Below are 12,503 nucleotides of genomic sequence, written 5' to 3' on the forward strand. Positions count from 1 at the left end.
ATGGGCGCCTGGTCCAGGCTGAAGGGCGCGTTCACCCGCGACGCGCAGATCACGTCCGCCGAGGATCTCCTCGCGCGTTCCCGCGAGGGGCGCACCAACCGGGTGCACGTCACCAACGAGACGGCGCTGCGGAACTCGGCGGTGTGGGCGTGCCTGCGCCTGCGTGCGGACCTCATGTCGTCGTTCCCGATCGACGTGTACCGGTACGTCAACGGGATCCAGGTAGAGGTGCCGAAGCCTCCCGTCCTGGTCGCCCCGGGCGGCCTGGAGGTCGGCATCAAGGAGTGGGTGTACTCCACGGAGTTCGACCTGGACCGGGGCGGAAACTGCTTCGGAATCATCACCGAGCGGACCGGGGTCATCGGCCCGGACGGGCGCGGCCTGCCCGGGCGCATCGACCTGGTGGAGCTCGGCGCGGTCACCGTCCGGGGCAACGGTTCGACGATCACCAAGTTCGTCATCAACGGCAAGGAGTACGAGCCGTGGGAGGTCTGGCACGAGAAGCAGTACACCGTGGCCGGCTGCCCGCTCGGCCTGTCTCCCGTGGCGTATGCGGCGTGGACGATCGAGGAGACGCTGTCGGCGCAGCAGTTCGCCCGTGACTGGTTCGCCGGCGGGGCGGTGCCGCTGGCCGAGCTGAAGAACACGGCGAAGGTGGTGGGCAAGGATGATGCCCGGGTCGCGCGGGAGAACTTCCGTGCCGCCGTCGACAGCTCCGGCCTGTTCGTCCACGGCATGGACTGGGAGTACAAGCCGATCCAGGCTGTCGCCTCGCAGTCCTCGTTCCTCGAGGCCCGCCAGTACGGGGCGCAGGAAATCGCGCGTTTCTTCGGCGTCCCCGGTGACCTGATCGACGTGGCCGTGTCGGGCAGCAGCGTCACCTACGCCAACATGACGCAGCGCAACCTCCAGTTCCTGATCATGAATCTGGGTCCTGCGGTGGGCCGTCGCGAGGACGCGTTCAGCCGCAAGCTCGTGTCCGGCCCGCGGTTCGTGAAGCTGAACACCGACGCGCTGCTGCGCATGGACCCCGAGGCCCGCGCCCGCACGATCGGCGCGCGCATCACCAACCGGACGCTCACCCCGTCCGAGGCCCGGGCGCTGGAGAACCTGCCGCCCTTCACCGAGGACCAGCTCGCCGAGTTCGACCGGCTGTTCGGCTCGCGTTCCGTCCCCGCCCAGCCCACGACCGCCGTACCGGGAGCACCGTCATGACCACACCCGCGCTCGCCGCCGCCGCGGCCCGAGCCCAGCAGGTACGCCAGCGCGCCGACCGTCCCTCGCAGCGGCGCAGCGCCGAGCAGAGCGGATCCCGCGCCGTGATGCGCGCCCGACTGTCCGGCGTGCAGCTGCGCGAGGCCGACGGGGACGGCGGCACCCTGGAGTTCCTCGGACACGCCACGGTGTACGAGCAGGCCTACGAGATGTGGGACTACTTCGGCCCGTACACCGAGATCGTCACCGAGGGCGCAGGCTCCGAATCGCTGGCCCGCGCGGACCTCGACGTACCGCTCGTCCTGGGCCACGACCAGCTGCGCCGCATGGCCCGCACGACCACCGGCACGCTGCTGCTCGCCGAGGACGGCACCGGCCTGTCCGTCCACGCGCCCGCCCTAGACCCCGCCGACTACGACGTCGCGTACATCGCGCCGAAGCTGCGCGCGGGCCTGGTCGACGAGATGTCGTTCGCGTTCCGCATCGAGTCGGGCCAGTGGTCCCCGGACTACACCGAGTACCGGATCAACCGGTACGACATCCACCGCGGCGACGTCGCTATCGTCGGCTACGGCGCCAACCCCCACACCGGCGCAGCACTGCGGCAGCCGGTCGCGCCGACCTCCAGCCGGGCCAGGGCGCTGCTCGAGATCGCGCTCGCCCGATGACGCGCCGCATGCTGCGCCACCGCATCTACGTCACCGGCCAGCCGCAGACCCGCAACATCCACAGTGACCCCGTCCACGTCGCCGCCGACCGGATCGGCGTCGCCGAGAACGCACCGCACGTCGTCGACTTCTGGGCGGAAGGCTCCCTCGAGGAACCCGGCACCGCCCGGACATTCCTCGTCGTGGGCACCGGCCACCCGATCCCCGACGGCGCCCGCCACCGAGGCACCACGCCGCGCACCCCCGACGGCATGGTCTGGCACCTCTACGAGCTGCCGCCGGCCTGACCCCCTGATCTTCCCGCCGCCTGGCGGGAGTTACTGCCCTGCGCTCTGCGCGCACGAGACCACCCGGCGCGATGCCTCGGGTGGCCGTCTGTCTGGACACGGGGCGCCTGAATCACGACGACGAAAGGACGACGAGGATGACCCTCGCCGAGCTGATCGCCCAGGCGCGCACCGCCCTGGACACGGCGATCACCGCACGACAGCAGGAGCAGGACGCGCTGATGGCGCTGCGCTCCGACGACAACCTGACCGAGGACGCGGTCACCGCGCGGGTCGCCACCCGCGACGCGGCCGACGCCGAGGTCACCCGCCGCCAGGCCGCGCTCGATGGGCTGGAGGCCGAGCAGGTCCGCGAGGACGAGGTGACCGCTCTGCAGGCGCGCACCGTCCCGGCCGCCAACCGGGCACCGGCCTACGACCGGGTGCACCGGGTCGGCGCCGAGGAGCGCACCTACCGGCCCGACCAGGACCGGCGGGGCCGACAGTTCGAGCGTGACGTCGTGGCCGCCGCTCTCGGCGACGACTACGAGGCCCGTGACCGGCTGGCCCGGCACATGGCCGAAGAGCGTGTCGAGCGCGGTTCCCAGATCGAGGAGCGTGCGGCCGGTACGGGCGCGTTCGCGGGCCTGGTGGTACCGCAGTACCTGACCGAGCTTTACGCGCCGGCGGCGGCGGCCAAGCGGCCGTTCGCGGACGCCATCCGGCACCACGACATGCCCTCGCAGGGCATGACGGTCAACCTGTCGCGCATCACCACGGCGACCAGCACCGCCACCCAGACGGAGAACGCCGCGGTGTCCGAGACGGACATCGACGACACGCTGCTGACCTTCAACGTGCAGACCAACGCGGGCCAGCAGACGCTGTCCCGGCAGGCCATCGAGCGGGGCGCCGGCGTGGAGCCGGTTGTCCTCGACGACCTGTTCCGCCGGTACGCGACCACGCTGGACAACACGCTTCTCAATCAGGCCACCAACGGCCTGACCAACGTAGCCACCAGCGTCGCCTACACCGACGCCACCCCGACCACGGCCGAGCTGTACCCGAAGCTCCTCGAAGGTCTCTCGGGCGTCGAGGCCGCGCTGCTGGACATGGCGTCCGGCGAGAACATCGCGGTCATGCACTCCCGCCGCTGGTACTGGATGCAGAACGCCATGGGCTCGACCTGGCCGCTCATCAGCCAGCCCGGCATCGCCGCGCAGATGTCCGGCACCAACCTGGGTGCCACCTATGGCAGCGGCGTGCGCGGCACGCTGCCCAACGGCACTCCGGTCATCGTCGACAACAACATCGGCACGACCCTGGGGGCGGGCACCGAGGACGAGATCTACCTCGTGGACCGCAACGAGTGCCACCTGTGGGAAGACCCGAGCGCTCCGATGTACATCCGGGCGGAGCAGACCAAGGCCGCCAGCCTCGGTGTGCTGATGGTCGTGTACGGCTACTTCGCGTACACCCACGTCCGCTACGCCCAGGCCCGGAAGATCGCGGGCACGGGCCTGATCGCTCCGACGTTCACCGGCGTCTGATCCCGACTCCGCCGGGCCCGCCCTCATCTCATCCAGGGCGGGCCCGGCGGGCACGCTCACTCACCTCAGGAGTACTGCCATGAGCGACATCCCCCAGACCGAGGACCCGATGGTCGCCGCCCTGCTGCGCGAACGTGCGGGCTACGTCGGACGCAAGGGCAAGGAGGACCGCGTCGCCGCGGTCGACGAGCAGCTGGAACTGCGCGGCTACGCGCCGGACGGCGAGCGGATCGCCGTCGGCGAGGACGGCGGCGAGCGGGCAGAGTCGCGGACCACCCCGCCGAAGGGGCGCCAGTCGCGCGCCACCGACAAGGCGTGACGTGGCCAACGAGTACGTCACCCTGGAAGACCTGAAGGTCCAGCTCGGCATCGTCGCCTCCGACGACACCCGCGACGCGCTGCTGGACCGGGCCCGCCGCTCCGCGTCCCGGAGCATCGACAAGACCTGTGGCCGCCGCTTCTGGCTCGACCCGGTGGCCGTGCAGCGCACGTTCAACCCGCGCGGCAGCATCGTGCGCGAGGACGACGGCGACCTGTTCCTCATCGACGACATCGGCAGCGCGGCCGGCCTGGTCGTGGAGACCGGATCGGGAGCGTCGTGGACAGCGGTCACCGGATACGAGACGTCCCCCGACAATGCCCTGGCCGACGGCAAGCCGATCACCGGCCTGCTGCGGCCGTTGGCGACGTGGGGCATCTCGACCACCCGGCTGCGGGTGACCGCCCGGTTCGGCTGGCCGGCTGTTCCGGACGACATCGCCGAGGCCGCGATGATCCAGGCCTCCCGCCTGTACAAGCGCAAGGACTCACCCGAGGGCATCATCGGCTCGGCCGAGTGGGGCGTGCGCAACCTCAGCCGCCGGGACCCCGACGTGTGGGCGCTCATCGAGCCGTACATCCTGCCGGGCTTCGGATAAGGGGGGCACCGTGCAGATTTCCGCTGTCCGCGACGCCCTCGCGGACGCCGCCCGTGTGGTCGTCCTGCCTGCCGGTATCGGGAAGCTGACGTCGACCGGCTACGTACCCGACTCGGTCGTCGTCCCCTGTTTCTTCGTCGCCGAGGTCGACATCAACTTCGACAAGACCATGGGCCGCGGTACAGACGAGCTGATGTTCACCTGCCGCGTGCTGGCAGGCCGCGCGGATGACCGGTCGTCTCAGCGGGTCCTGGACGCTCTGCTGTCCGGGGCGGGCGTCGCCTCGCTCAAACAGGCCCTCGAAGCGGCCCGGGGCGCCCCGGGCGAACTCGCCCTCGGCGGTGCGGCCGACGACCTGCACCTGGAACGGGTGCAGGGCTACCGCTGGTACGAGCACCAGGGATCCAGCTATGTCGGCGCCGAGCTGGCCGTCAAGGTCATCGGAGACGGGAACACCTGATGAAGATCCGCATGACGCAGGCGATGCCCGAGGGCGCCCAGCTCAACGGTGCACCGTGGCCCGCCGAGGGTGAAGAGGCCGACGTGCAGACCGCGCAGGGCGCGCACCTGGTGGCCTCCGGCGTCGCTGAGGAAGTCGTCGACGAGGCCGCCGGGGACGGCGGGCCGCCGGGCAAGGAGCCTCGCCCCCGTACCCGCCGCAAGATCGCCGCCGCCGCCGAGGAGGAGTGACGTGCCCAAGACCATCCTGACCAACGTGCGGTGCTTCGCCGTGGCCGCCGACCTGACCACCGTCTCGAACAAGGTCGAGCTGTCCGCCGAGGTCGAGGCGAAGGACACCACGAACTACGGCTCGGCAGGCTGGAAGGAGAACCTCGGTGGCCTGGGCTCGGCTGAGATCTCCGCCGAGGGACAGTGGGAGGCCGGGGACCCGTCCAAGGTCGACGACGCGTCCTGGTCGCAGCTCGGCGGGGTCGGCCCGTGGTCGGTCAGCGCGAACAACGACGCGTCCGTGGGCAGCCTGGCGTACTTCACCAGCGCCCTGCGCGCCGACTACAAACTCGGGGACGCGGTCGGTGAGGTCGCCCCCTGGACCGGCACCGCGAAGAGCAGCTGGCCGCTGGTACGCGGCCAGTTCGCCCACCCGCCCGGCACCGCCCGCACCGCGACCGGCACGGGCACCGGCCTCAACCTGGGTGCGGTCGCCCTGAACAAGCGCATGTACGCGGCGCTGCACGTGCTGTCGGTGGCGGGCACCACCCCGTCGATCACCGCGCGCGTGGAGTCGTCCGTCGACAACACCTTCGCCAGCCCGACGACCCGGCTGACGTTCACCGCGGCGACCGTCGTTGGCGGCCAGATCCAGCGCACCGCGGGCACAGCCATCACGGACACCTGGTGGCGCATCGCCTGGACGATCTCCGGCACCACTCCGTCGTTCCTGTTCGCCGCCACCCTCGGCATCGGATAGCCCGCACCCCACCTCTGCCCGGCCGGCCTCGGTACGGGTTCCTCGCCATGCCCGGAAAGGGGGCCAGCCGTGCCCAAGATGGTTCTGCTCGCCGAGTACCTGTCCATCAACGCGAACGTCCTGAACACCTACACCAAAAAGGCGGAATTGTCCGTCGAGGTCGAGGAGAAGGACGTCACCAACTACGCCTCGCTGGGCTGGAAGGAAGTCCTCGGTGGCCTCAAGTCCGCGGAGCTGGGCTGCGAGTTCCTGCAGTCCTTCACCGCCGCGGAACTCGACGCCATCATGTGGCCGCTGCTGGGCCTGGTCGTCCCGTTCGAGGTGCGCGCCGACCAGGCCGCGGTCGGCACCTCCAACCCGAAGTACACCGGCAGCATCCTGATCAAGGCGTGGAACCCGATCACCGGGTCGGTCGGTGACGAGGCCACCGTCAGTCTCGGGTTCCCCACCTCGGGGGCCGTGACGAGGGCGACCGTCTGATGGCCGGCGGGCCGCCGTTCTCCCTCGGCATCGAGACGCACGACGGCCTGGCCGCCCTGGTGCGGGCGATCCGCGCTGAGGAGGACGGCAAGGCCCTGCGCAAGGACCTCGCGAAGAACATGCGCGACGCCCTGCGCCCGGGCGCCCAGCAGGCCAAGGACTCCATCATGGCGATGGTCTCGACGCAGGGCGCGATGCCCGCGCTGCGCTCGTCGATCGCCCGGAAGATCCGCCCCGAGGTGAAGCTCGGCGGACGCTGGTCCGGCGCCAGGGTCAAAGCGTTCAAGACGAAGAACATCCGGGGCTTCCCCAACGCGCCCAAGAGGACGAACAGGGCGTCCGGATGGCGCCACCCCGTGTGGGGCAACCGCGATCAGTGGGTGCAGCAGCGCGGAAAGATCGAGTGGTTCGACCGTTCCTTCACCGGCCGCGAAGCCCTCTACAAGCAGGCCGTCAACCAGGCCATGGAAGACATGGCCCGCCGCATCGCGGACCGGGCCGGATAGGAGCAAGCCGTGTACCTGGTCTACAAGCCTGAGGGCAGCGAGGAACCGCAGCGCTGGCGCTACAACCCCAAGAAGCTGATGTCCGCCGAGCGGGAGATGCTGGAGCGGCGCACCGGGAAGAACTTCACCGAGTTCACCCAGGACGTCATGAAGGGCAACAGCCTGTGCCGGCGCGCGCTGCTGTTCATGTACCTCAAGCGCGTGCACCCGGGCGTGAAGTACGAGGACGTCGACTTCGCATGGGACGAACTCACGCTGGAGCACTCCAAGGGTGAGCTGCGCGAGATGCGCAAGAGCGTCGTCGACTCCGTGCCCGCCGCGCAGCTGGACGCGGTCCTCGCCAAGCTCGACGAGGAGATCGACGAGGCGTTCGAGGACCCTGACGAGCAGGGAAAAGCGAGTCTGCCGATCGCCGGATGAGGCGACTCGGCGACGCCGCGCACCTGCTCGGGATCAAAGGCAGGGACTGGGACACCTTCACCGTCGAGGAGACGGACACCTACCTGGGCTGGCTGGACGCCTACGCCGAGGCGCAGCAGAAAGCCAACGAGAAGCTCACGTCGGGGCGGTGACGCCCCCTGTCATCAGGGGGTGAGTCATGAGTGACACCTCGCTCGTGTTCAACCTGGTTGCCCGCGACCAGGCCACGGAGACGCTGGGCAAGGTCCGGGAGAAGTTCGATGCCGCGGCTACGGGCATCGCCACCGGAGTGGCGGCCGGCCTCGGGGTCGGTGTGGCCGCAGCGCTCGACATGTCGGCGGCCAACGCGAAGCTCGCCGCGCAGCTCGGCGTCGGCCCGGCCGAGGCCGCGAAGCTGTCCAAGGTCTCGGCGGACGTCTACGCCAACAACTGGGGCGACTCCACCGAGCAGGTCAACGAGGCCATCAAGGGTGTCTACCAGAACATCGGGGACGTCTCCAAGGCCAAGGGCGGCCTGGAGGGCGTCACCAGCAAGGCCCTCGCCCTGGCGCAGACGTTCGACCAGGAGGTCGGCCCGACCACGGCCGCGGTCGGCCAGATGCTCAAGACGGGCCTGGCGAAGAACGCCGACGAGGCGTTCGACATCCTCACCCGGGGCTTCCAGACGGGCGCCAACAAGGCCGACGACCTGTTGGACACCGTGAACGAGTACGGCGTGCAGTGGAAGAAGTTCGGCCTGGACGGCCAGACCGCCATGGGCCTGCTGTCGCAGGGCCTCAAGGGCGGCGCGCGGGATGCGGACCTGGTCGCGGACGCGGTCAAGGAGTTCAGCATCCGGGCCATCGACGGCTCGAAGACGACCGCGCAGGGTTTCACGGCGATCGGCCTGGACGCCCAGACCATGGCCGACCGCATCGGCAAGGGCGGCAAAGGTGCCACGCAGGCCCTGGACGAGACCCTCGACCGGCTCCGCGGCATCAAGGACCCGGTCGAACAGGCGGCTGCCGCGTCCGCCCTGTTCGGTACCCAGGCCGAAGACCTTGGGTCCGCGTTGTACAAGCTGGACCCCTCCTCGGCTGTCACTGCCCTCGGCAAGGTCGGCGGCGCCGCGGACAAGATGGCCAAGACCGTCAGCGACAGCCCGTCCGCAGCCCTGGAGACCTTCAAGCGGCAGGCCATCGTCAAGCTGGCCGAAGTCGGCGGCACGTTCGTCCAGTTCGCCACTGACAACTCCGCCGCGTTCGAGCCGCTCGCCTACACCCTTGGCGGGATCGCGGGCGCCGTCCTGCTGATCAAGGGCGGGATGATGGTGTGGACCGCCGCCCAGACCGCGTGGGCCGCGGCGACCACGATCGCGACGGGCGCCCAGTGGCTGTTCAACACCGCCCTGTTCGCCTCGCCGATCACCTGGATCATCCTCGCCATCGTCGCCCTGGTCGCCGTGATCGTCATCATCGCGACGAAGACCACCTGGTTCCAGGACATCTGGTCCACCGTCTGGGGTGCCATCACCACCGCGTTCGGCGCGACCGTCTCCTGGCTGTCGGACCGCTTCAAGTGGTTCGGCACGCTGCCCGGGAAGTTCTCTGGCTGGTTCGGATCAGCCAAGGACTGGGCCATCAACAAGATGCTGGCACTGGTCCAGTGGCAGATCGGCCTGCCCGGCCGCCTCCTCAAGGCCCTGTCCAGCCTGGCCGGGAGTCTGCGCAACACGGCCTCCCGCGCCTTCCAGTCCCTCAAGGACGCCGCCGTCAGCCGGGCCTTGTCCCTGGTCGGCTGGATGTCCGGACTGCCGGGACGGATCGGCAGGGCGGTCGGATCCCTGGGCAGCCTGCTCTACGGCAAGGGCCAGAGCATCGTGACCGGCCTGTGGAACGGCATCAAGTCGATGGGCTCCTGGCTGCGGAGCACGCTGATCGGCTGGGCCAAGGACATGATCCCCGGCCCGATCGCCAAGGCCCTCGGTATCGGCTCTCCGTCGAAGGTGTTGGCCGAGGTCGTCGGCCGCTGGCTGCCGCCCGGTATCGCCATGGGCGCCGAGGACAACCGCGGCGTCCTCGACAAGACCATGCGAGGCCTCGTCGACCCCGAACTCGCCACGCCCTCCCGGCCCCTGACCACCGGCATGGCACCGCTGATGGGTGCGCAGGCGGGCGGCGGGGCGGTCGTGGTCCGACTCGAATTCGCCGAGGGCGAGTTCAAGAAGCTGCTGCGCAAGACGGTCCGGGTCGACGGGCGCGGCAGCATCCAGATCCTCACCAGCTGAAAGGGGTACGGCTGTGGTGTTTCCCCAGACCCCGCTGAGCGTGCTGGTCGAGCTGTGGATCAGCGGCGCGTGGGTCGACGTCACGTCGGACGTGTACGTCGCCAACAAGATCGTCATCAGCCGGGGCCGGGCCGACGAGGGGGTGCGGGTCGACCCGGGCAAGTGCACGCTCGTCTTCAACAACCGGCTCGGCAAGTACAGCCCCCGCAACCCGCTGTCGCCGTACTACCTGCTCATCGGCCGCAACACCCTCATCCGTGTCTCGGTCAAGGCAGGCACCTCCTTCCTCGAACTGCCCGGCTCGTCCAGCGCCGTCGCGTCCACCCCGGACACGGCGGCCCTCGACATCACCGGGGACCTCGACGTAAGGGTCGACGCCACGCTGTCCAACTGGACCGACTATGCGGCCGGGAGCGGGTCCACGACCCAGCTCGTGGGAAAGCTGGGGTTCGCGGGGGGCTCGAAGAGCTGGTTCCTCGGCACCCGGAACAGGGCCCTGTACTTCGAGTGGTCGGCGGACGGCACCGCCACTCTGTCGGCGTCGTCGACCCTTCCCTTCCCCAACACGGCGTCCGGCCGCCTCGCGCTGCGGGTGACGCTGGACGTCGACAACGGCTCCGGCGGGCGCACCATCACCTTCTACACCGCCCCCTCGGGGACGTCCGGGCCGTGGACCCAGTTCGGCAGTGCGGTCGTGCAGGCCGGGACGACGTCCATCTTCAACTCGGCGACCGCGCTGCGGGTCGGCCGCGCCACGGACGTCGGCTTCACCCAGCCCAACGGCCGCTTCCACAAGGCGGAGGTCCGCTCGGGTATCGGCGGCTCCATCGTGGCCAGCCCGGACTTCAGCGTCCCGGCCGTCGGCGCGGGCAGCTTCGTGGACAGCGCGGGCCTGACCTGGACGGTAAACGCCCCGGCGGCGATCACCAACCGCCGTACCCGGTTCATCGGAGAGATCTCGTCGTGGCCCTCGCGCTGGGACGTCTCCGGCAAGGACGTACGCGTACCGGTCGAGGCCGCCGGGATCCTGCGCCGCCTCGGCCAGGGCACCAAAGCCCTCGACTCCACGCTGCGCCGACGCATCCCCTCCTACACTCCGCTCGCCTACTGGCCCATGGAGGAAGGCGCGTCCGCCAGCCACGCCTACAGCCCCATCGTCGGCGTCGCCCCGCTCACCCTCACGAACGTCACCTGGGCCGGTGCCGACACGCTGCCCTCGTCCAACCCGCTGCCCGTCCTCGCTTCGGCCGGCACCTCCTTGCCGAGGATGGCGGGCCGTGTTCCCGCGCCCGCCTCCACGCTCACCGAGTGGTCCGTGCAGTGGATGTACCGGCTCGATGGCGGCAACCCCATCCAGCGCACGTTCATGCGGATCCTGTCCACCGGCACCGTCGCCGAGTGGTACTTCCAGCAGAGCAATGCGTCCGCAGCCACGGTCCTCGGACGGGACAACGACGGCAACACCGTCTTCACCCAAGGGCTCGTCACCACCACGGCCACCTACGGCCAGTGGATCAAGATGGAGTTCAACGCGGTACAGAACGGCGCCAACGTCGACTGGCATATCGGATGGGTCACCGTCGACGGCAGCGCCGTGGCGTTCAACGCATCCTTCGCCGGCACCGTCGGCCGCCCCACCGGAGTCGCCTCCCCGCCCGACGGCTACGCCGCGGACCTGGACGGGATGGCGCTGGGCCACATCTCGGTGTGGTCCGTCGATGACACCGCCGCTTTCGACAACGCGATCAGCGCGTGGGCGGGAGAGACCGCGGGTGCCCGCATGACCCGCCTGGCCACCGAGGAGACCGTGCCCCTCACCCTGTACGGCGACCCGGCCGCACAGGAGCAGGTCGGCGTACAGCGCCCGGACGCTCTGCTCACCCTGTTCGAGGAGGCTGGGGACGCCGACGGCGGGATCCTCTACGAGCGGCGTGAGAGCGTCGGTCTCGCCTACCGCGACCGCAACTCCCTCTACAACCAGCCCGTCTCCCTCGCCCTCAACTACCTGAGCGCCGGGCATGTGGCACCGCCGCTGGAACCTGTCGACGACGACCAGGGGGTGCGCAACGACATCACCGTGCAGCGCGCCGACGGCGCCTCCGCGCGCGTCACCCTCGACACCGGCGCCCTGTCCACGGCGGCCCCGCCGAACGGTGTCGGCGTGTACGACGAGTCGGTCACCCTCAACCTGTACGACGACGACCAGGCCGAACCGCAGGCCTACTGGCGTCTGCACCTGGGGACCCTCGATGAGGCCCGCTATCCGGTCCTGCGCGTCGACCTGGCCGCCGCGCCCTCACTGATCGACAGCGTCACCGACGTCGACTCCGGGGACCGCATCACGATCGCCAACCCGCCCGCCTGGCTGCCGCCCGGACCTATCGACCTGCTTGCCCAGGGCTACACCGAGACCATCGGCCACCCCGTCGACTGGGACCTGGAGTTCAACTGCACCCCGGGATCGCCGTGGGTCGTGGGCGTCATCGGCGACGACCTGCTCGGGCACGCCGACACCAGCGGCAGCGAACTCGCCGCCGGCGTCACCTCCGGCGCGCTGTCCCTGTCCGTGAACACGACGGCCGGACCCCGGTGGACAACGGCGGCAGCCGACTTCCCCTTCGACATCCGCATGGGCGGCGAGGTCATGACCGTGTCCGCCATCTCCGGGACGTCGAATCCGCAGACGTTCACCATCAGCGCACGGTCCGTCAACGGCATCGTCAAGTCGCACCTGTCGGGCACGACTCTGGCCCTCGCCCAACCGATGATCATCGCCCTCTAGGGAG

The 12,503-nt window shown here is 70.0% G+C and carries 15 protein-coding genes; all 15 read left to right on the forward strand.

Annotation, left to right across the window (positions count from 1 at the left end; translation table 11 throughout):
- The 15 genes from G3I56_RS01830 (at position 1) to G3I56_RS01900 (ending at position 12,499) form a co-directional block, all read left to right on the forward strand.
- A complete protein-coding gene (locus G3I56_RS01830; protein ID WP_164406735.1) occupies positions 1-1,215 on the forward strand; it encodes a phage portal protein in 1,215 nt (404 codons plus the stop codon).
- Positions 1,212-1,883, forward strand: coding sequence for an HK97 family phage prohead protease (locus G3I56_RS01835; protein ID WP_164406736.1), 672 nt, complete (start codon positions 1,212-1,214; stop codon positions 1,881-1,883). The genes G3I56_RS01830 and G3I56_RS01835 overlap by 4 nt, the downstream gene beginning before the upstream one ends.
- Positions 1,880-2,170 carry a hypothetical protein gene (locus G3I56_RS01840; RefSeq protein ID WP_164406737.1) on the forward strand — a complete coding sequence of 97 codons (291 nt, stop codon included), beginning with the start codon at positions 1,880-1,882 and terminating at the stop codon, positions 2,168-2,170. The genes G3I56_RS01835 and G3I56_RS01840 overlap by 4 nt, the downstream gene beginning before the upstream one ends.
- 137 nt (positions 2,171-2,307) lie before the next feature.
- Positions 2,308-3,699, forward strand: coding sequence for a hypothetical protein (locus G3I56_RS01845; RefSeq protein ID WP_164406739.1), 1,392 nt, complete (start codon positions 2,308-2,310; stop codon positions 3,697-3,699).
- A gap of 79 nt (positions 3,700-3,778) precedes the next feature.
- A complete protein-coding gene (locus G3I56_RS01850; protein ID WP_164406740.1) occupies positions 3,779-4,018 on the forward strand; it encodes a hypothetical protein in 240 nt (79 codons plus the stop codon).
- 1 nt (position 4,019) lies between these two features.
- On the forward strand, positions 4,020-4,616 hold the full coding sequence (locus G3I56_RS01855; RefSeq protein WP_164406741.1) for a phage head-tail connector protein: 597 nt from the start codon (positions 4,020-4,022) through the stop codon (positions 4,614-4,616).
- Positions 4,617-4,626: 10 nt separating this feature from the next.
- Positions 4,627-5,076, forward strand: a complete 450-nt coding sequence (locus G3I56_RS01860; RefSeq protein WP_164406742.1) for a hypothetical protein — start codon at positions 4,627-4,629, stop codon at positions 5,074-5,076.
- On the forward strand, positions 5,076-5,306 hold the full coding sequence (locus G3I56_RS01865) for a hypothetical protein (protein WP_164406743.1): 231 nt from the start codon (positions 5,076-5,078) through the stop codon (positions 5,304-5,306). Before G3I56_RS01860 ends, G3I56_RS01865 begins: the two co-directional genes overlap by 1 nt.
- Position 5,307: 1 nt before the next feature.
- Positions 5,308-6,045, forward strand: coding sequence for a hypothetical protein (locus G3I56_RS01870; RefSeq protein WP_164406744.1), 738 nt, complete (start codon positions 5,308-5,310; stop codon positions 6,043-6,045).
- A gap of 78 nt (positions 6,046-6,123) precedes the next feature.
- The gene (locus G3I56_RS01875) at positions 6,124-6,525 is read left to right on the forward strand and encodes a phage tail tube protein (protein ID WP_203689084.1); all 402 of its coding nucleotides are present in this window, start codon (positions 6,124-6,126) and stop codon (positions 6,523-6,525) included.
- The gene (locus tag G3I56_RS01880; protein ID WP_239134633.1) at positions 6,525-7,031 is read left to right on the forward strand and encodes a hypothetical protein; all 507 of its coding nucleotides are present in this window, start codon (positions 6,525-6,527) and stop codon (positions 7,029-7,031) included. The genes G3I56_RS01875 and G3I56_RS01880 overlap by 1 nt, the downstream gene beginning before the upstream one ends.
- A 9-nt stretch (positions 7,032-7,040) precedes the next feature.
- On the forward strand, positions 7,041-7,451 hold the full coding sequence (locus G3I56_RS01885; RefSeq protein WP_164406746.1) for a hypothetical protein: 411 nt from the start codon (positions 7,041-7,043) through the stop codon (positions 7,449-7,451).
- The gene (locus tag G3I56_RS01890) at positions 7,448-7,603 is read left to right on the forward strand and encodes a hypothetical protein (RefSeq protein ID WP_164406747.1); all 156 of its coding nucleotides are present in this window, start codon (positions 7,448-7,450) and stop codon (positions 7,601-7,603) included. Before G3I56_RS01885 ends, G3I56_RS01890 begins: the two co-directional genes overlap by 4 nt.
- 26 nt (positions 7,604-7,629) lie before the next feature.
- Positions 7,630-9,717 (forward strand): phage tail tape measure protein, encoded by a 2,088-nt coding sequence (locus G3I56_RS01895; RefSeq protein WP_164406748.1) that lies wholly within the window; start codon positions 7,630-7,632, stop codon positions 9,715-9,717.
- A gap of 13 nt (positions 9,718-9,730) precedes the next feature.
- Positions 9,731-12,499: a hypothetical protein gene (locus G3I56_RS01900; RefSeq protein WP_164406749.1), complete on the forward strand. Its 2,769-nt coding sequence runs from the start codon at positions 9,731-9,733 to the stop codon at positions 12,497-12,499.
- Positions 12,500-12,503 lie beyond the last annotated feature (4 nt).

The organism is Streptomyces sp. SID12488 (assembly GCF_010548275.1).
GTDB lineage: Bacteria > Actinomycetota > Actinomycetes > Streptomycetales > Streptomycetaceae > Streptomyces.